At 62.4% G+C, this 19,069-nt stretch carries 15 protein-coding genes; 10 read left to right on the top strand and 5 right to left on the bottom strand.

Features of this window, described 5'->3' with window-relative positions:
* Positions 1-15: 15 nt before the first annotated feature.
* Both C4N04_RS14025 and C4N04_RS14020 read right to left on the bottom strand, forming a co-directional pair.
* The gene (locus C4N04_RS14025) at positions 16-1,299 is read right to left on the bottom strand and encodes an extracellular solute-binding protein (RefSeq protein ID WP_096764463.1); all 1,284 of its coding nucleotides are present in this window, start codon (positions 1,297-1,299) and stop codon (positions 16-18) included.
* Positions 1,300-1,336: 37 nt separating this feature from the next.
* Positions 1,337-3,658 carry an alpha-L-rhamnosidase gene (locus C4N04_RS14020; RefSeq protein ID WP_106796291.1) on the bottom strand — a complete coding sequence of 774 codons (2,322 nt, stop codon included), beginning with the start codon at positions 3,656-3,658 and terminating at the stop codon, positions 1,337-1,339.
* Positions 3,659-3,800: 142 nt separating this feature from the next.
* Between C4N04_RS14020 and C4N04_RS14015 the strand changes: the two genes are divergently transcribed.
* Positions 3,801-4,862, top strand: a complete 1,062-nt coding sequence (locus tag C4N04_RS14015) for a LacI family DNA-binding transcriptional regulator (protein WP_106796290.1) — start codon at positions 3,801-3,803, stop codon at positions 4,860-4,862.
* Positions 4,863-4,902: 40 nt separating this feature from the next.
* Here C4N04_RS14015 and C4N04_RS14010 read toward each other — a convergent pair whose 3' ends face one another.
* On the bottom strand, positions 4,903-5,814 hold the full coding sequence (locus C4N04_RS14010; protein WP_096769114.1) for a dihydrodipicolinate synthase family protein: 912 nt from the start codon (positions 5,812-5,814) through the stop codon (positions 4,903-4,905).
* Between the two features lie 127 nt (positions 5,815-5,941).
* Between C4N04_RS14010 and C4N04_RS14005 the strand changes: the two genes are divergently transcribed.
* Complete coding sequence (locus C4N04_RS14005) at positions 5,942-6,646, top strand: GntR family transcriptional regulator (RefSeq protein ID WP_106796289.1); 705 nt, start codon at positions 5,942-5,944, stop codon at positions 6,644-6,646.
* A gap of 28 nt (positions 6,647-6,674) precedes the next feature.
* Here the strand turns inward: C4N04_RS14005 and C4N04_RS14000 are convergent, their stop codons facing one another.
* Both C4N04_RS14000 and C4N04_RS13995 read right to left on the bottom strand, forming a co-directional pair.
* Positions 6,675-8,012 carry an alpha-L-fucosidase gene (locus C4N04_RS14000; protein WP_106796288.1) on the bottom strand — a complete coding sequence of 446 codons (1,338 nt, stop codon included), beginning with the start codon at positions 8,010-8,012 and terminating at the stop codon, positions 6,675-6,677.
* 19 nt (positions 8,013-8,031) lie between these two features.
* Positions 8,032-9,039, bottom strand: coding sequence for a LacI family DNA-binding transcriptional regulator (locus C4N04_RS13995; protein WP_106796287.1), 1,008 nt, complete (start codon positions 9,037-9,039; stop codon positions 8,032-8,034).
* 193 nt (positions 9,040-9,232) lie between these two features.
* Between C4N04_RS13995 and C4N04_RS13990 the strand changes: the two genes are divergently transcribed.
* The 8 genes from C4N04_RS13990 to C4N04_RS13955 all read left to right on the top strand — a co-directional run bounded on the left by C4N04_RS13990 (position 9,233) and on the right by C4N04_RS13955 (position 19,068).
* Positions 9,233-11,158 carry an ABC transporter substrate-binding protein gene (locus C4N04_RS13990; protein WP_106796286.1) on the top strand — a complete coding sequence of 642 codons (1,926 nt, stop codon included), beginning with the start codon at positions 9,233-9,235 and terminating at the stop codon, positions 11,156-11,158.
* 109 nt (positions 11,159-11,267) lie between these two features.
* Positions 11,268-12,254, top strand: a complete 987-nt coding sequence (locus C4N04_RS13985) for an ABC transporter permease (protein ID WP_096764455.1) — start codon at positions 11,268-11,270, stop codon at positions 12,252-12,254.
* A 12-nt stretch (positions 12,255-12,266) separates the two neighbouring features.
* Positions 12,267-13,400 (top strand): ABC transporter permease, encoded by a 1,134-nt coding sequence (locus C4N04_RS13980; RefSeq protein ID WP_106796285.1) that lies wholly within the window; start codon positions 12,267-12,269, stop codon positions 13,398-13,400.
* Positions 13,375-14,439 (top strand): ABC transporter ATP-binding protein, encoded by a 1,065-nt coding sequence (locus C4N04_RS13975; protein WP_199852467.1) that lies wholly within the window; start codon positions 13,375-13,377, stop codon positions 14,437-14,439. The genes C4N04_RS13980 and C4N04_RS13975 overlap by 26 nt, the downstream gene beginning before the upstream one ends.
* Entirely contained in the window at positions 14,439-15,497 is a 1,059-nt protein-coding gene (locus C4N04_RS13970) for an oligopeptide/dipeptide ABC transporter ATP-binding protein (protein ID WP_199852466.1), read from the top strand. Before C4N04_RS13975 ends, C4N04_RS13970 begins: the two co-directional genes overlap by 1 nt.
* Positions 15,497-16,330: a 5-deoxy-glucuronate isomerase gene (locus C4N04_RS13965; protein ID WP_106796282.1), complete on the top strand. Its 834-nt coding sequence runs from the start codon at positions 15,497-15,499 to the stop codon at positions 16,328-16,330. The genes C4N04_RS13970 and C4N04_RS13965 overlap by 1 nt, the downstream gene beginning before the upstream one ends.
* A 66-nt stretch (positions 16,331-16,396) precedes the next feature.
* Complete coding sequence (locus C4N04_RS13960; RefSeq protein ID WP_106796281.1) at positions 16,397-18,262, top strand: glycosyl hydrolase; 1,866 nt, start codon at positions 16,397-16,399, stop codon at positions 18,260-18,262.
* On the top strand, positions 18,259-19,068 hold the full coding sequence (locus C4N04_RS13955) for a TIM barrel protein (protein WP_106796280.1): 810 nt from the start codon (positions 18,259-18,261) through the stop codon (positions 19,066-19,068). Before C4N04_RS13960 ends, C4N04_RS13955 begins: the two co-directional genes overlap by 4 nt.
* The last annotated feature ends 1 nt before the right edge of the window (position 19,069 follow it).

Raw genomic sequence — 19,069 nt, 5'->3', positions numbered from 1 at the left:
TGGCCCGAAAGACCGCTACCAGTTAGGCAGACCGAGCTGCTTGGCCTGTTTGCGCACATCGTCGTCATAGAGTTTCGCCGCATCGACGGGCTGGCGAATGCCGGAGCCGACTTCGACGGTGATCTGCTCCAGTGACGGTCCCTTGACCGGTGATACGAATTCCAGCGCCGGCGTCGTTTTGCCCGCGGTCTCGAAGTAGGGGAGCATGTCCTTGACGACAGGGGGCACATCGGCAGGCAGATCGCAACCATCGACCAGCGAGGGCCCCTGAACTGTGTTGGTCTCGACCATGATCTTGCAGCCCTCGACGCCTCCGGCGAAGTCGACGAACTTCTTCGCTTCTTCGATATGCTGGCTGGCGGCGGGAATGTAGAGGGCAGGTGGCATCCACACCGTCAGGCCATTGACAGCGGCGTCGTCGCTCGGCTGCGCAAAGAAACCGACATCCCCGAGGTTTTCCGGATAGTTCTGCTTGAGCACGCCGACTGCGAAGCTCAGCATTGGGTAATGCGCCGCCTCGCCGGTCGCTACCATTTTCAGGCCGTCGTCATAGCTTGCCGCGCCGAAGTCGTCGTTCATCAGGCCGGCGTCGTGAACATCCTTCAACCGCTCGAAGCCTTTCATGGCCTCCGGCGTCTCGGCATATTTCGCCTTGTTGGCGGTATAGTCGGCGGCGAAATTCGGCACGGCGGCATGCAGATTGTAATAATCGGCCAGAACGAAGAGCTGCGAGGTCCAGGTGTCACGATAGGTCTGCGCGACGGCGACCTTGCCCGCAGCCTTGACCTTTTCGTTGTTCGCCATGAAGTCCGCCCATGTCTTCGGAACGGAGAGGCCGAGATCCTGATAGATCTTTCTGTTATAGAGAATCCCGCCCGCCATCGCTGTGCCGAAGGGAACGCCGTAAAGCTTGTCACCGGCGCGGACGACGGATTTGAAACCGTCATCCACCTTTGCCTGCGAGGGAAGGCCGCTGAGATCGACAAGCGTCTGAGCAGGCTTCAGCGCCTGCAGCAGCGAGCCGGAATTATAGAGGAACACGTCTGGCATCTCGCCTGTCGCTAGACGCGTCTTGACGATGTTGTCACCTTCGCCGCCGCCCGGCCTTTGTTCGATTTCGATTGTTACATCAGGCGCCTTGGCCTGGTAGGCGGCAACCAGTGCTTCGGCGGCTGCAACCGTATCGGGACTGTTGTCGATCAGGAATGACAGGGTGACTTCCGCATGCGACGGGTTGGCCGCTGCCAGCGCCAGAAGCGTGGATGCGCCGGCGAGAATGAGCCTTATCCGATGTGTCATGACGTTCCTCCTCTGAACGATGTGACCTGTATGCTCCTCAGGAATCGGGTAGGGAAAAGACCAGCCGGTGCGTGCCCGGGGGAAGAACCGCATCCTCGAAGACAGGCTCCCCATTGAGCGTCGGGTTCTGGTGCCGCCGGCCGGGCCGGAAGCGGCCGACGCAACCCTCCGGGAGCGTCAGCACATAGGTGATCTCGCTGCCGGTGCAGTGCCAACCGGCCTCTATGCGCCCCTGGCTGATATCGTGATAGGCTGAAACCGGGGAAAGCGACGGGATCGGCGCGGGATCGACAATCACTTCTGCAAATCCTGGCGCTTCCGGGCTCGGCGAAATGCCGGCGACGCATTCGAACAGCCATTGGCAGACCGCCCCATAGGCGTAATGATTGTAGCTGTTCATGTCTGGCTCGTAGATGGTACCGTCGGGCGCCATCGAATCCCAGCGCTCCCAGATCGTCGTCGCTCCCTTCGAGACCTGATAGAGCCAGCCCGGCACGTCTTCCTGCAGGAAGACCTTTTCGGCCAGATCGTCCATTCCGAGCTTCGTCAGCGCCGGCAAAAGGGCAGGGGTGCCGATGAAGCCGGTGCCGATCTTGTAGTCGGCATCGATGATGACCTTGCGGAAATGTTGCTGTGCGGCTTGCCTGTGCTCAGCCGGTATCAGATCGTAGAGGAAAGCGAGCGCATAGGAGGTCTGGTCGTTGTGAGCGAGCCGTCCCGCCGGCGTGATGAACTCGTTGGCAAAGGCCAGCCTGATTTCTCCGGCGCGCCGCTTCATCTGCTCTTCAAGCGCCTCTTCGCCGAGAACGGCGGCGATCCTTGCCAGAAGATCTGTCGAGATGAAGTGGTAGATGGTGGCCGCACAATCGTCGGCGATCGTGGGGCGCGGCTTTCTGTTGTCGCCGACCGGTTGCAGCCAGTCGCCGAAAGTGAAGCCGCGCGCACCCCAGTGCGACGGCGGACGCACGATCGGACCATCCGAAATGGACCAGACGAAATCGACCCAGCGCACCATGGGATCCAGGCATTCCGAAAGAACGGCCCGATTGCCGTAGTGGGTGTAGAGCACCCAGGGGATGACGACGATCGCGTCGCCCCAGCCGGTCGAGCCGGCATAGCCCGGGAAGTCGGCGGGATGCAGGCGAGTGGGATCCGGCGAGAAATGTGATACGGCCCCGTCCTCGCGCTGGTCGGCCATCACGTCGCGCAGATACTTCCTGAGGAAGAACTGGCTGTCGCTCAGCCAACATGCCGTTGCGGCGAACACCTGGGCGTCGCCCGTCCAGCCCAGGCGCTCGTCACGCTGCGGGCAATCCGTGGGCACTTCGACGAAATTGGCGCGCTGCGACCAGATGGTATTCTGGACGAGTCGATTGACGAGAGGGTTGCCGGAGGTGAAACCGCCGGCCGGCTCGGGCACTGAGGAAATCGGGATGGAGGCGATCGAGAGAATCTCGGCGTTTCCAGTGATCGTCACCCGGGCGTAGCGAAAGCCATGGAAGGTGAAATGCGGCGCGTAGGTCTCGTCGCCGTCTCCGCGCAGCGTGTAGAGCGTGTGCGCCGCGGCCGTGCGATAATTGCGATTGTCGAAATCGCGATCGGGGCCGAGGACTTCCGAATGCTCCACCCTTACAGTGGCGCCGGCACTGCCGCGGACCTTGTATCTGACGTAGCCGCCGGCATTCTGGCCGAAATCATAGACGGTCCTGCCATGATCATCGATCCAGCTTTCCACCGGGGCGAGCGGCCGTAATTCCCGAACCGCCGCCGTTTCATGGGCGACCAGCAGTCCTTTGTCGAACGGCAATCGCTCTGTAGCGTGCGTTTCCACGGCGTTTTCCATTCGTGCGTCGTAAATCTCGCCGAAATAAATCCCCGACTTCAGAATGGGCAGAGGACCACTTTGCCAGGTCGTATCGGTGGAAAGAACGACGCCGCCCGCTCCAACCAGGTCGGCGATGGCGCCGATCCTGTCGCCCCAGCAGTTGGGAATAGCCTTGGCGCCCCACATGATGGGCGAGCGGTACCATCCGTCGGCGAGCCAGATTTCTATCCGGTTGGGGCCGGGTTTCAACAGTTTCGAGATGTCATAGCGCTGATAGGCAATGCGGTCGTCGTAATTCGTCCAGCCGGGCGTCAGCACGTCGTTCCCGACGCGGGTGCCGTTGATGAAGCAGCGATAAAGGCCGAGCGCCGAGATGAAGAGTTCGATCGGAAGGCCGGCACCTTCGTGATCGAAGGTCTTGGAGACGAAGCTTGCGGCCGTTCCCTGGCCGCGGTCCGACAGTGGTGCGATCATGTCTCCAGACCAAGCGCGCGAAACGCGATCGCCGCTGATGGCTGCCGGCTGAAAGTTCATCAACACCTCCTCGATAATGTAGAACGTTCTCCATATAACGTTCTACATTTTTTTAGGAAGCGCAATAGAAATTTCGTCGCCAGTCTGCCATGGTGTTTTTGCGGGCGATTGTGACGGCCTGCAGAGTAATCCCAGAGATTTCATGTCGATCGAAGAGAAACAAAAACTGCAACGAAACGATCGCGTGACGATCCGGACGGTGGCAAAGCACGCAGGCGTATCGGTGGCTGCGGTCTCCAAAGTGATGCGAAACGCTTACGGTGTCAGTGAGGCGCTGCGGGCGAGGGTGACCGAAGCTATTGAAGCGCTTGGCTATCGCCCCTCACGGGCGGCGCGGGGCCTTCGCGGCCGCAGTTTCACCATCGGCGTGCTTTTGATCGACATCCGCAATCCCTTTCTGCCGGAAGTGATCGCCGGCGTGAACGGTGTGCTGGCGCCTTCGCATTATCAGGCGATGATTGGCGTCAGCGATGCGCGCGTGCAGCTGGAGACGTCGCTGATCGAGTCGATGATCGACTACAAGATGGACGGGCTGATCCTGGTTGCGCCGCGCCTGCCCTCGGAAATCATAGCAAAATTCGCAGCTCAGATACCGATCGTCGCGGTCGGCTATCACGATGCCGGCGCCACGGCCTTCGATACGGTGAATGCGGACGACCAGCGGGGCGCGGAGATCGCGGTGGAGGCGCTGCTTGCCTGCGGCTATCGCGATATCGAAATGCTGAGCCTCGGCGAGCGCGAGGGACATCAGGTCTCCGTCGTTCGCCAACGTGAGATCGGATTCCGCCGAGCAATGCAGCGCGCCGGATTCGGATCGTCTGCGCCGATCACTAAAATTCCGATAGCGCCGCCCAAACGGGAGGAAACGATGCGAAAGTTCCTGTCAAGGAAGAACAGGCCGCGCGCCGTGTTCTGCTGGAGCGATCTCGACGCCATCACCCTTCTGAGCCTGGCGATGGAAATGGGTGTGCGTGTGCCCGAGGATCTTGCCGTCATCGGCTATGACAATTCGTCGACCGCAGCTCTTGGCCTCGTTAATCTCGCAAGCATCGATCAGTCGGGCAGGGAACTCGGTCAGGTCGCCACCCGGACATTGATTTCGAGAATAGAGGGTCGCATCGGCGCCGAGCATATTTTTCAGATACCGTCGCTGGTCAGCCGCAACAGTCTGACCCGGTCCAAGGATACGAAGCACGACGGATGAAGAGGCCGGCAGCAGCTGTCGAGCCTGCCGGCCCATCGGTTCAGGCAGCCTGAGAGATCTTCGAGGGACGTGTGGCCGCGGCCTTCTCGACCATGGCGGTAACCTCGGCCCGCCGCGCGCCCGAAAGCGGCAGGCGCGGCATGCGGACGCGTTCCGAGCCGCGGCCCATGATCTGCTCGGCGAGCTTGATCGACTGCACGAGGTCATGCTCGGCATCGAGATGCAAAAGCGGCATGAACCAGCGGTAGATCTCGCGGGCTGTCTCCCAATCGCCCCGCTCGGCGGCTGCAACAAGCTGCACGGATTCCTCCGGAAAGGCGCTGGTGAGGCCTGAGACCCAGCCCTTGGCGCCGAGCATCAGCCCTTCAAGCGCGACGTCGTCGAGGCCGGCGAAGATGTCGAAACGCTCGCCGAAGGCGTTGATGAGGTCGGTGAAACGGCGCGGATCCGGCGCGCTTTCCTTGACGGCCTTGATATTCGGTACGTCGGCCAGCACCTGCAGCACATCGACGCCGATATTGACGCGATAGGCCGGCGGGTTGTTGTAAAGCATGATCGGCAGCGAGGTCGCCTCGGCGACGGTGCGGAAATGGGCGATCAGCTCTTCCGGCTTCGGCACATAGACCATGGCCGGCAGCAGCATCAGCCCGTCGGCGCCGAGCTTTTCGGCGTCGCGCGCATAGGCGACGGCGCGGCGCGTGTCGAATTCGGAAACGCCTGTTACAACCGGAACGCGGCCGTTGACGACCTCGACGGCGGCTTTGAGGATCGTGCGCTTTTCATCGGGATCGAGCGAATTGTTCTCGCCGCATGTGCCCATGACGATCAGCCCGTTGACGCCGTCATTGACGAGTGCGTCCTGGACGCGCTGGGTCGAGGGCAGATCCACGGAAAGATCTTCGTTGAACTGCGTCGTTACGGCGGGAAATACGCCCTTCCATCCTGTCGTCATCGCTTGAACCCCGTTGAAGTTAGGAGCGTTATATACAAACTGTCGACATGACTCAACCGGCTTTATCAGGACCGTTGCAGAAACCGGCCGAAACGCAATACAAGGCTTCAGGACATGGGCGGGACAGATGCAGACTGACACGGAAAATGTACGGGTGCGCGGCTCCGGCACGCAGAGCGTCTATGTGACGCTGCGCCGCGAGATCCTGTCGATGGCATTGGAACCCGGCAGCCCGCTCGATGAGGTCCGGCTGTCGGAGCGTTTCGGCATGTCGAGGACGCCCATCCGCGAAGCGCTGCTGCGGCTTGCCGCCGATGGCCTCGTCACGACCCTGCCGAACCGGAACACGATCGTCGCGCCGATCGATTTTGCCAGCCTGCCCACCTATTTCGAGGCGCTGACGCTGATGTACCGGGTCACGACGCGCGGGGCGGCCGAGAGGCGGAACGGCGAAATCATGAAGACGATTCGGCTGCATCAGAAGGATTTTGCCGATGCCGTCGCCGCGCGCGACGCCTATGCGATGATCGAGGCGAACCGCGATTTTCACGTGGCGATCGCCGAGCTTGCCGGCAATTCCTATTACACGACCTTCTTCGCCAAGCTGCTCGACGAAGGCCGGCGCATCCTTCGCCTCTATTACTCGACCTTCGACGACCGCCTGCCGCGCCAATATGTCGACGAACACGAGGAAATCATCGCCGCGATCGAGGCTGGCGATGCCGAGCGGGCCGACCAGCTGGGAATCGCCCACGCCGGCCAGATCGTCCGCCAGATCCAGGATTATCTCGCCCGCAACCTCGACCGGCCGATGGCGATCAGCTTGTCCTGAAGCACCGGATCAGGGCACAACGAATACATCAATCCTGAACGCCAGGCGCGTTTCCAGCCTTGAGCTTGACCTCGATGACAGGGACCACGACCTTGGGGCGGCGCACTGGCAACACGAATGTCAGTTCGTCCTCGCCGACGGGGAACTGGGTGTTCGCCCACAGCGTATTGGCCGATGGGCGCAGCCAGGTGACCTCGCTGGCGTCATGCAGGAATTGCGCATATTCGATCTTCCCGGCCAGGGCATCGAAATGCAGATGCTTGTAGGGCCAGTTGAAAAGGTGGATGTAAAGCCGATCGCCGTTCTGGGTCAGGCGGCAGTCGGGCGGGGCGGTGAATTCGGACTGGGTGCAGCCGACGATGCTGCGCTCGTGCAGCGCCATCCACTCCTCATAGGCGGCAAGGGCCGATATTGCACGGTGGTCGAGCGTGCCGCGTGCCGTCGGTCCGACATTCATCAGCAGATTGCCGCCGATCGCAACGGTGCCGACCAGCATCTGCACGAGCTGCTCGGTGCTTTTCCAAGTGTCCTCGTCGCGGTGATAGCCCCAGGAGCCGCTGAGCGTCTGGCAGGCTTCCCAGACGACGCGCCGGCCGTCGCGTTTCGGCCAGGCGCGTGGCATATATTGCTCCGGCGTGACGATGTCGGGCTGCAGGCCGGCAAGATCGAGCCGGTTGTTGATGATGATATCGGGGGCAAGCTCGCGCACCAGGCGCACGAGTTTCTCGCTTTCCCAATCCCGATGACCCTTGCCGACCAAGTCTCCGAGCTTCCACTGCGGGTAGCTGAAGTCGAACCACAAGATGTCGATCCGGCCGAACTCGGTCAGCAGCTCGCGCACCTGCTCGCGCATGAAGGCGGCATAACGCTGCATATCTCGGCCTTCGTTGATTTTGCCCGCATCGGGATGATTGCGCTGCGGGTGGCGCGGATCGACGGTGAAATCGGGATGATGCCAGTCGATCAGCGAATAGTAGAAGCCGATCTGCAGGCCCTCGGCGCGGAAGGCGTCGACGAAAGGGCGCAGCAGATCCTTGCCATAAGGTGTGTTGGTCACCTTGAAGTCGGTGGCCTTGGTATCCCAGAGGCAGAAACCTTCATGGTGCTTGGTCGTCAGCACGACATATTTCATGCCGGCGGCCTTGGCGCGTCTTGCCCATTCGCGCGGGTCGTAGAGATCGGGGTCGAAATGATCGAAATATTTCTGATAGTCGGTGTCATCAAGCTCTTCGCGGCTTTTGACCCATTCATGCCGCGCTGGCAGGGCATAGAGCCCCCAATGCACGAACATGCCGAAACGGTCATGAACGAACCAGGCCTTCTTCTCCTCGGGCAGGGCCAGTGCCTGCAGATTGTCGGCATCCATCGGATACTCCTCCTGTTCTTCAGGTCGTTTCGCGGACGATGAGTTCGGGCACGATAACGATGCCGTGCTGACGGTTCTTGGTGGCGATGCGGCTGAGCAGCAGGCGCACGGCTTCCTCGCCCATTTCCCGCTTATGCACCCGCAGCGTCGTCAGCGCCGGAGACAGCAATTCGGCCGCCGGGATGTCGTCGAAGCCGATCAGCGCGATTTGTTCGGGAATGGAAATGCCGGCAGCCCGGCAGGCTTTCATGGCGCCGATAGCGTTGAGGTCGTTGTAGCAGATCAGGGCATCGATGCCGGGGATTTCTGCCAGCAATTGCGCGGCGGCCGTCTGCCCGCCGGCCGCGGTCGGGTCGCAATGGACGATCGCCTGCGCCTCAATTCCGTGGGCGGCCAGTGTCTTGCGGAAACCGATAAGACGGCTCTTGCCGCCGAACGAGCTGCGCGGCCCGGCGATGATCGCGATCTTGCGCCGTCCGCGCTCTACCAGATGGTCGATGGCCCGAGATGCGCCGATCTCATAGTCCGTAACGATGGTTCCCGCGATCTCGTTTGGAGCCTCGCGGTTGATGAGCACGACGGCGCGGTGCGGCGCCAGCGCCTTGTGCAGTGCGGCGTCTGGCAGCCGCGGGCTGCAGACGATGATCCCGTCGACCCGATGCCTGAGCAATGCCTCGATGAGTTCTTCCTCCCGCTTGCTGTTCTCGACGACATTGGACAGAAGCAAATTGTAGCCGGCCGCGCTCGCCGCATCCTCAGCCCCGCGTATGACTTCGGGAAAAAACGGATTGGTGATGTCAGGAACGAGAAGGCCGATGGTCTTCGAGCGATCGGAGCGCAATCCGCGCGCGAAGGGATTGGGTCGGTAGTTGAGCTGGCTCGCCGCCGAAAGAATTCGCTGGGTGGTTTCGGCGCTGGCTCCCCCCTGGTCGTTGAGCACGCGCGACACGGTCATCGGCGACACGCCTGCGGCGCGGGCGACATCGGCAATGGTTATCTTGGATTCTGGCTCTTTGGGGCGGCTCACAGGGACTGTCTCATAAATGGGGCGATAAGTTGCGATAACGATAACTACCATAACCTCGGAGAAATCCAAGGATCCTCCGGCTGATTATCCGATACTGAGAATCTTTTTGACAAGATTGAACGGTAACGTTAACGTAACCAGAAGAGGAGATTACGTTAACGATAACCTATGGCGAGATCCTTGGGAGGAGAACATGCAATACGCAAGAACTCTACGACGGCAGGTCGTCTCGACCGTTGCCGCTGCCATCCTCATCGGTGCGGGCTGGGCCGGCGCCGCGCTCGGTTTTCAGGAGGCGCCGGAACTCAAGACGCTCGTCGATGCCGGCAAGTTGCCGCCGGTTGACCAGCGGCTGCCCAAGGAGCCGCTGGTGCTCACGCCGCTTGAATCGGTCGGCGCCTATGGCGGCACCTGGCGCACGGCCACCTTCGGCGGTGGGGACAGCGAGATCGAACGTTCGATCGGTTATACCAGGCTTGTCCGCTGGAACCCGGAATGGACCGAGGTGATCCCAGACATTGCCAAGAGCGTCGAAGTCAATGCGGATGCCACAGAATATACGTTCACCCTGCGGCAAGGCACGCGCTGGTCGGACGGCAAACCCTTTACCGCCGACGATCTGGTCTGGTGGAACGAGAACGTGCTGCGCAACACCAAGATCACACCCGCTGCGCCGAACTGGCTGACCGCGGGTGGTCAGACCGTTAGGGTCGAGAAGATCGGCGACGACAAGGTGGTCTTCAAATTCGCCGCGCCGAACGGCCTGTTCCTGATGAATATGGCGACAGTGCGCGGCTCCGATATTCTGGCTGCTGCGCCAGCGCACTACCTCAAGCAGTTCCACAAGGATTTCAATCCCGACGGTGTCGACGCCCTGGCGAAGGCGGCAGGCGCAACAGACTGGGTCCAGCTCTTCAACAACAAGATCGGATTTCCCGGTCGCTGGCGCGATCTCGGCCGGCCGACGCTCGACGCCTGGGTATTGACCGCGCCCTATAACGGCACGACCCAGGTCGTCGCCGAGCGCAATCCCTATTATGCCAAGGTGGATACATCAGGAAACCAGCTGCCCTACTTCGACCGCATCACCATCGACGTGATGCAGGATACCCAGGCGATCATCCTGAAGGCGATCAGCGGCGAAATCGACATGCAGAACCGCTTCATCGAGACGACGGACGCCCGCACGGTGATCGTGCAGAACCAGCAGAAGGGCGGCTACGGTCTGTTCATCGCCCGGCCGGCCTGGTCGAACGCCCTGCTGATCACGCTCAACCAGACCCACAAGAACCCGGCCTTGCGCGCAGCCTTCTCCAACAAGGATTTCCGCATCGGCCTCAGCCACGCCATCAACCGCGAGGAGCTCAACCAGCTGATCTATGCCGGGCAGGCCAAGCCCTATCAGGCCGCACCCCGGGAAGGATCAGCGCTCTACGACGAGAAGATGGCGACGCAATATCTGGAATATAACGTCGATCTCGCCAATCAATATCTCGACAAGGCGGGCCTGACCAAACGCGATGCCGAAGGTTTTCGTCTCGGCCAGGACGGCAAGCGGATCACTTTTGCGATCGACGCCTTGACCGGAAGCCCGATCCAGGTCGACGCCCTCGAGATGATCCAGCGCTACTGGCGGGCCGTCGGCATCGACATGCAGCCGCGCCCGGCCGAACGCTCGCTGATCTTCTCCCGCCTGCAGAACAACGACAATGATGGCCTCGGATGGGTCGGCGGCGGCGGGTACGACTTCCTCGGCCTGCTCGATCCCAAATGGTATTTTCCGCACGAATATGAATCGAGCTTCGCGACGGCCTGGGGCCTTTATTACCAGAACCCCAAGGATCCGAACGCGCAGGAACCAAGCGCTGCCGCCAAGAAGCAGATGGATCTTTACCGGCAGGTGCAGGAAGCGCCGACGCTCGAAAAGCAGCTCGCCGCCATGAAAGAACTGCTGGCGATCACCCGTGACGAGTTCTACGTGATCGGCACGAACCTGGAGCCGGATCGTGTCGGCATCGTCAAGACCAATATGCACAACGTTCCGAAGGTCATTCCCAGCACGTCCTTCTACATGACGCCGGGACCGGCAAAGCCTGAGACTTTCTACTACCAGCAGTAAAGCCACATGATCGGCGGAATGGCGTCCCTGGGCGCCATTCCCAAAGCAAGGCACAGCCCCGCCCAATCACCCATTGCGACCGGCGATCACCGGTTGAAGGAGCTTGAACATGGCCGGCTTCATCATCAGACGTCTGCTTTACATGATCCCGATGATGTTCGCGATCTCGGTCGTGACCTTCATCATCATCCAGCTGCCGCCGGGCGATTTCCTGACCGCGATGACCGCGCGTCTTGCCTCGCAGAACGAGACCATCGATCCCGGCGTCATCGCCGGCCTGCGCGAGCGCTATGGCCTCGATCAGCCTTGGACGGTGCAATATTGGAAATGGATCAGCGGCATCTTGCTGCATGGCGATTTCGGCCAGTCCCTCGATTGGAACAAGCCGGTCAGCGAATTGATCTGGGCACGCATGGGGCTGACCATGGTGGTCTCGATCACCACGCTGCTCTTCGTCTGGGCGGTGGCCTTTCCGATCGGCATCTATTCGGCCGTGCGGCAATATTCGCTCGGCGATTATTTCGCCACCTTCTTCGGCTTTCTTGGCCTTGCCATCCCGAATTTCCTGCTGGCGCTGGTGCTGATGTTCGTCTCGGCCCAGTATTTCGGCCAAAGCGTCGGCGGGCTGTTTTCGCCCCTCTATATCAACGCTGCCTGGAGCTGGGCCAAGCTCGGCGATCTCATCTCGCATATGTGGATCCCGGTCGTCGTACTCGGCACCGGTGCGACGGCGGCGCTGATCCGCATCATGCGCGCCAACCTGCTCGACGAGCTCAACAAGCCCTATGTCGACATGGCGCGCGCCCGGGGCCTGAGCGAAATCCGGCTGCTGCTGAAATACCCGGTGCGGGTGGCGCTCAACCCGTTCGTCTCGACGGTCGGCTGGGTTCTGCCGCACCTCGTCTCGGGTTCGGTGGTGGTCTCCATTGTGCTCAGCCTGCCGATCACGGGACCGCTCCTGCTCAACGCGCTTTTCGCCCAGGACATGTATCTGGCCGGCACCTTCATCCTGCTGATGAGCATGCTGACGCTGATCGGCACGCTGATCTCAGACCTGCTGCTCGCCTGGCTCGATCCACGCATTCGCAATGGCTGAGGAACAACACCGATGACCGAGCAAGCCATCGCACTGATACCTGAACGTGTTCGCAATTCCGATGCGGTCGCCGGCCAGTGGAAACTCATCTGGCGTCGCTTCCGCCGCCACCGGCTGGCGCTTGGGGCAGGGGTCGTCATCCTGCTGATTTACCTGGTCGCCCTGTTTGCTGAGGTTATCGCTCCCGTTTCATCGCAGACCTACGATTCCCGCTACACTTATGCGCCGCCCCAGCGGCTCAAAGTCGCCGGCTACGACGCGGCCGGCCAGTTTCATCCGCTCTATGTCAACGGCTATTCGATGAAGGTCGATCCGATCGCGCTCAGCCGCAATTACGTCGCTGATCCGGCCGTCGTCATTCCCGTCGGCTTCTTCGTCAAAGGTGAGCCCTATCGGTTCTGGGGACTGTTCGATTTCGACCGTCACCTGATCGGCCCGATCGAGGCGGGCAAACCCTTCTACCTGTTCGGCGCCGACCGGCTGGGGCGCGACGTCTTCAGCCGAACGGTGCACGGCACGCGCGTTTCCATGTCCGTCGGGCTGATCGGCGTGGCGATCAGCCTCGTTCTCGGCATCATCCTGGGGGGTATTTCCGGTCTTTACGGCGGCTGGGTGGATGATGTCATCCAGCGTTCGATCGAGCTCATCAACTCGATCCCGACCATCCCGCTGTGGATGGGGCTTGCGGCTGCCGTGCCGATCAGCGCCGATCCGATCCTGGTCTATCTCTGGATCACGGTCATCCTGTCGCTGATCGGCTGGACCGACCTGGCACGTGTGGTGCGCGGCCGTTTCCTGTCGCTGAAGACCGAAGACTTCGTCATTGCCGCCCATCTCGATGGCTGCTCCAGGATGCGCATCATCTGGCGGCACATGGTCCCGTCCTTCATGAGCCACATCATCGCCTCGGTCACGCTCGCCATCCCGACGATGATCCTTGCCGAAACCGCTCTCTCCTTCCTCGGCATCGGGCTCCGCCCGCCGGTGGTCAGCTGGGGCGTGCTTCTGCAGGAGGCGCAGAACATTCTCGCGGTCACGAGCGCACCCTGGCTGTTTCTTCCGGGCCTGGCGGTGATCGTCACGGTGCTTGCCCTCAATTTCCTTGGTGATGGATTACGCGATGCTGCAGATCCCTATGAATACTGACGCCAATTTCGCCGCGGCCGGCGGCCGGCAGGGGGATCGCGATCCGCTGATCGAGGTCGACGACCTCAGGACTCATTTCTTCGGCGGCGCGGGCACGGTGAGGGCGGTCGACGGCGTCTCCTTCTCCATCCCGCGCGGCAGGACGGTCTGCGTCGTCGGCGAATCCGGCTCGGGCAAGAGCATCACCGGTCGCTCGATCCTCAACCAGGTCCCGCGCGGCGGGCGGATCGTCTCGGGCGCGATCCGCTACCGGCCCGATCCGGCAGCCCCCGCGATCGATCTCGCGGCGCTCGACCCGCGCGGCCGCGATATGCGGGCGATCCGCGGTGCCCAGATCGGCCTAATCAGCCAGGAGCCGATGGCAGCTCTTTCACCCGTCCATACGATCGGCAACCAGATGATGGAGGTGATCCGCCTGCATCTGAAAATGGGAAAGAAGGAAGCGCGCGAGCATGCGATCGAAACGCTGGCTCTCGTCGGCATTCCCCGGCCGGCCGAGCGCATGGAAAGCTATGCCTTCCAGTTTTCCGGCGGCATGCGCCAGCGCGTCTGCATCGCGCTGGCGCTCGCCTGTCGTCCGAAACTGCTGATCGCCGACGAGCCGACCACGGCGCTCGATGTGACCACCCAGGCCAATATCCTCGATCTCCTCGCCTCGCTGCAGGCCGAATTCGGGCTCTCGGTGCTGTTCGTCACCCATGATCTCGGCGTGGTGGCCGAAATCGCCGACGAGGTCGTCGTCATGTATGTCGGCCGAGTGGTGGAGGCGGGTGATGTCGACACGATCTTCCATGCGCCCGTTCATCCCTACACCAAGGCCCTGCTGCAATCGGTGCCGCGCATGCACGGGCAACCGACCGAACGGCTCGCGACCATCGAGGGCATGGTGCCCTCGCGTTTCGACCGGCCCGAAGGCTGCAGCTTTCATCCCCGATGCAGGCAGGCGAGGGCGGGGCTGTGCGATCAGAAAGACCCCGAGTCCGTCGTCATCGGTGACGGGCACGTCGCCAGCTGCCTGCTTTACGAGGGAAGACAATGATGGCCGATCCCGTGACGCAGCCAAGCCCGCTGCTCGAACTGAACGATCTCAGGATGCATTTCCCTATCCGCAAGGGCGCGTTCCGACGGGTCGTCGGCCACGTCAAGGCGGTCGACGGCGTCTCGCTTCGCGTCGATGACGGCGAGACGCTTGGCATTGTCGGTGAATCCGGCTGCGGCAAGTCCACGCTCGCCCGCACCGTGCTGCGCATCTACCAGCCGACGAGCGGCGAGATCCGCTATCGCGATCGCAGGGGCGGCACGGTCGATCTCGCGGCCCTCTCCGGTCCCGCCCTCGATGAAGTCCACCGTGACCTGCGTATCGTGTTCCAGGATCCGCAATCCTCGCTCAATCCGCGTCTTCCCGTCGTCGACATTATCGGCGAGGTATTGAGCGTCAACGGCATCGCCAAGGGCCGGGAACTCGAGCACCGAGTCGCCGAGCTGATGCAGAGTGTGGGCCTGCGGCCCGAATATATGCGCCGCTACCCGCATGCCTTTTCGGGCGGCGAACGCCAGCGCATCGGAATTGCCCGGGCGCTGGCGCCCAACCCGCGCCTTGTCATCGCCGATGAGGCGGTCTCGGCGCTCGATGTCAGCGTGCAGGCTCAGACCATCAATCTCCTGCAGGATCTGCAGGAGCAGTTCGGCCTGACCTATCTTTTCGTCGCTCACGATCTCTCGGTCGTCCGGCACATCTCGGACAATATTGCCGTCATGTATGTCGGCCGGGTGGTCGAAAAGGCGCCGACGGAGCAGATCTTTTCGCGCCCGCGCCATCCCTATACCGAAGCGCTGCTTTCGGCGGTGCCCATCGCCGATCCGAGGATGCGCCGCCACGGCAAGCGCATCCGGCTGGCGGGCGAGGTCGCCGACCCCGCGCATCCGCCTCCCGGCTGCGCATTTCATCCGCGCTGCCGCTACGCCACCGAGCTTTGCAGGCAGGAGGTGCCGGCCCTGCGCGCCGTGACGGCCGATGGACACGCGGCCGCTTGTCACTACGCCGAAACCCTGTCGCTCAATCCCTTTGCCGACCGTACCGTTCCGGAGTTCAATTGATGCCTGAATTCATTCCACGCTCCGAGCAGCGTCCCATTGTGGATACCTCCTCCAGGACGCTCGATCTCATCTACTTCGATCTCCTCGCGCTTCCGTTGGATGGCCGGGAGACGCGGCGGCTGCCCTTGCACGAAAGCCTCTACGTCGTGCTGTCGGGGCAGGTGGATATCGAGGTGGATGACGTCAGCTTCGGGGCGGTGGGCCGGCGAGCCGATATCTGGCAAGGCGATGCGGACTCGGTTTACGCGCCCGTCAACGCCAACGTCCGGGTATCGGCTCGTGGCGGCCCGGCGGAAGTCGCGATTGCCGGCGGCATTTGCGACAGGCGCTACACCCCGTTCCGCGTCACGCCTGAGGAGGTCGATGCGGTCAATGTCGGCTCGCCCGATACCCACAGCCAGCGGCGGATCGTACACCTGCTCGGCCAGCGCCAGAACGGGCGCTGCGGCAATCTGCTGGTGAGTGAGCTCTATGCCGGCGAGGGCTGCTGGTCGGGCTATCCTCCCCACAAGCACGATACGGAAGACGGCGACGCCGAGACCCTGCACGAGGAACTTTATCACTACCGTTTCCAGCCGGAGACCGGCTTCGGCAGCCAGATCACTTATGACGAAAGTGGTCCGGTCAAGATCCTGATGACCCGCGATGGCGATACCGTCCTGGTCGATCGCGGCTACCACCCGACCGTCACCTCGCCCGGCCACCGGGGCTACATCTTCACCATCCTGGTCGGCAAGCATCGCCGCGGGCTGATCCAGCGCTTCGATCCCGCCCATCAGCATCTGACCAAAACCATCCCCGGCATCGATGCGATGCGCGAAAAGTTCAAATAGGCAGGCCATTGGCCGCCTGTGCCGGCAGCCGTCACCGCCAGATTTCCGTCCTAGGAGAGACGATCCATGCGTGAGCGTACGCGAATAAACGTTGATGCCGGCCAGGCCGTGCGCCCGTTCAACCGGTTCTGGCGCGGCACCGGTTTTTCGCCGGCCGAGCTGCTGCTCGAACCCGAGATGCGCCAGATGCTCGCCTATATCGGCGGCCTGCCGAATGAGGGCATCCGCTATCTGCGCGTCCATTATCTCTACAATCTGCTGCGCTCGACCGGCGGCGCCGGTTATGACTGGTCCCTGCTCGACCGGGCGCTCGACGTGATGATCGAACACCGCCTGAAGCCGTTCTTCGAGCTGATGGGCAATCCCTCGGGCCTCTTCACCGACTATGAGGACATGGATCAGGTCAAGCTCTGGCGGGATCTGGTGACGGCGACGGCGGATCGCTACGGCGCGCGTTACGGCATGGACGAATTGCGCACCTGGTACTTCGAAACGACGAACGAGGCCGATTCCGGCTGGTGGACCTATGGGATCAAGGGCTACACCAACTATTACGACGCCTGCGTCGCGGGGCTGGATGCGGTCGATCCCAACCTGCCGATGGGTGGCCCAGGTACGGCCCGCACGCTCTCGCCGATCTTTCGCGCCCTGATGGCCCATTGCGACAGCGGCACAAGCTGCCTGAGCAGCGAGGGTCCGCCGCGCCTCGACTACATCTCGATCCACGAGAAGGGCGTCAACGGCAGCAAGGACGATCTGACCCCGAAAACCCATGCCATTGTCGACCGCACGCTACTCGTCGTCGATTACATCAAGGAGCACCATCCGCGCCTTGCCGGCCTGCCGATCATCAACGACGAATGCGACCCGCAGCTCGGCTGGAGCGATCATCACAGCTGGCACGGCAAGGCCTATTATGCCGGCATCATCGCCCGCATCATCGAGCAGCACGACCGGCGCATCATCGCCCCGAAGGCGGCGAATTTCACCTTCCTCAGCAATGATCACGCTTTTATCGGCGGCTGGAGCCAGCGCACGATCTTTGCCTATTTCGGTTCGCGCAATTTCACCAAGGCGCAGTGGGAGCATAAGACTGATCTGGACAGGCTGGTCACCGACATCGACACGGCGCCGCCCTTCGACATCATCAAGAAACCCGGCCTCACATCGATGGAACTGTTGGCGACGCTCGGCGACACCGTCTGCAAGGTAACGGCCGAGCCGCCGCTGACCCCCGACCAGGATGGATTGGCGATCCTGCCGACGCGGCTGCCGGGCGGGGGTGTTTCGATCAGCCTCATCCACAGCGTTGATGCCATCAACCGTTCGGGCCGGACCGCCGTGCGCCTGGAGGTCGGCGGCCTCGCTCTCGGTCGCCATGCACTGTGCCTGCTGCGCATCGACGAGGAATTCACCAATCCGATGGAAGTCTGGGAGGCCCAGCGCGACGAAAGCAATCCGCGCGGACCCTTCGAGCCGGTGGGCGCCCCGCCCGAACCTGATGAAGCGCAGTTTGGCGAACTGCGCCGCGCCCAGGAACCGGCTTTGCTGCATCCGATCAGTGTCGTTGAATGCGGCGAGGGCCGGATCAGCGTCGATCTCGATGTACCCTTGCCGTCGCTGACGCAGGTGCTCGTCGTCCCCGACACCGGCGCGTCTCCGGCCGCACCCACCGGCCTTACCGTCGAACGCTACCGTGGTCTCGGCGGCCGGGAGGAGCGCATGCTGTTCTGGGCGGCCGGCGATAGCAGCCCCGCCATCTTCTACGATGTCCTCGTCAGCAGGGATGGCGAGACCTTTGAAAAGGTCAGCCCCGCGCCGCTGATCTCGACGGCATTCCTGCACATGTCGCCGCCGGCGGGTGCGCAATACGCGGTGCGCGCCCGGGATGCATTCGGCCGCCACAGCGAGCTCTGTGTTTCTCGTCGATGAGCAATGCAACGATGGATATCGGCCTGCCGTTACAGACGGCGGCAGAGATCACGGCGGGGCTGGGCTTCGACTGTGCCGATCTTCTTATTCGCGAGGGTCACGCCGTCTCGCCCGACCGGCCGGAGGAAATCGTCAAGGCGGTCAAGCTTTTTGCTGCGGCCGGCCTGCGCACGCCCATGGCGACCATCGACGCCACGCAGCCGGACGATGCCGCGTCCCGGCTGCTTGCTTGCTGCGGCGAGGCCGGCATTGGACAGGTTCGGCTCGGCTTCTGGCGGTATGATCCGTCGCGGCGCTGGCAGGCGCAGCTCGACGAAGCGCGCGGCGACCTCGATGGCTTCGAACACCTCGCCGACAAATTCGGCATCAAGCTGACCGTCCAGCTTCACGGCGGGACCCTGCACGCCTCGGGTGCGCTCGCCGCGCAACTGCTGGCGGGGAGCGATCCGATCAGGATCGGCGCCTATCCCGATCCGGCCAACCAGCTCATTCGCGAGGGCAGCGAGGACTGGCGTCTGACCCTCGACCTTCTCGAACCGTGGTTCTGCTGCATCGGCGTCAAGAATTGCGGCTGGTTTCCCGGCGCCTACGGCGCCCATGGTCAGCGCGCATGGCATTCGGACTGGTATGGGCTCGACGAGGGCATGGTGCCCTGGAACGATATCGTCCCGTATCTCATCGCCACCGGATTTGCCGGCGTGCTCTCGATGCATTCGCAATACCGGGTTCCCCGGGACCAGGCGCTCGCCAAGGCTCGCGCCGATCTTGCCCATCTCAGGCGCCTCGTCGCCGCAGCGAAAGAGTAGA

Source organism: Rhizobium sp. H4 (assembly GCF_003013335.1).
GTDB lineage: Bacteria > Pseudomonadota > Alphaproteobacteria > Rhizobiales > Rhizobiaceae > Rhizobium > Rhizobium sophoriradicis.
Note: the sequence above shows the minus strand (reverse complement) of the source record. Positions and strands in the feature narration are given on the sequence as shown.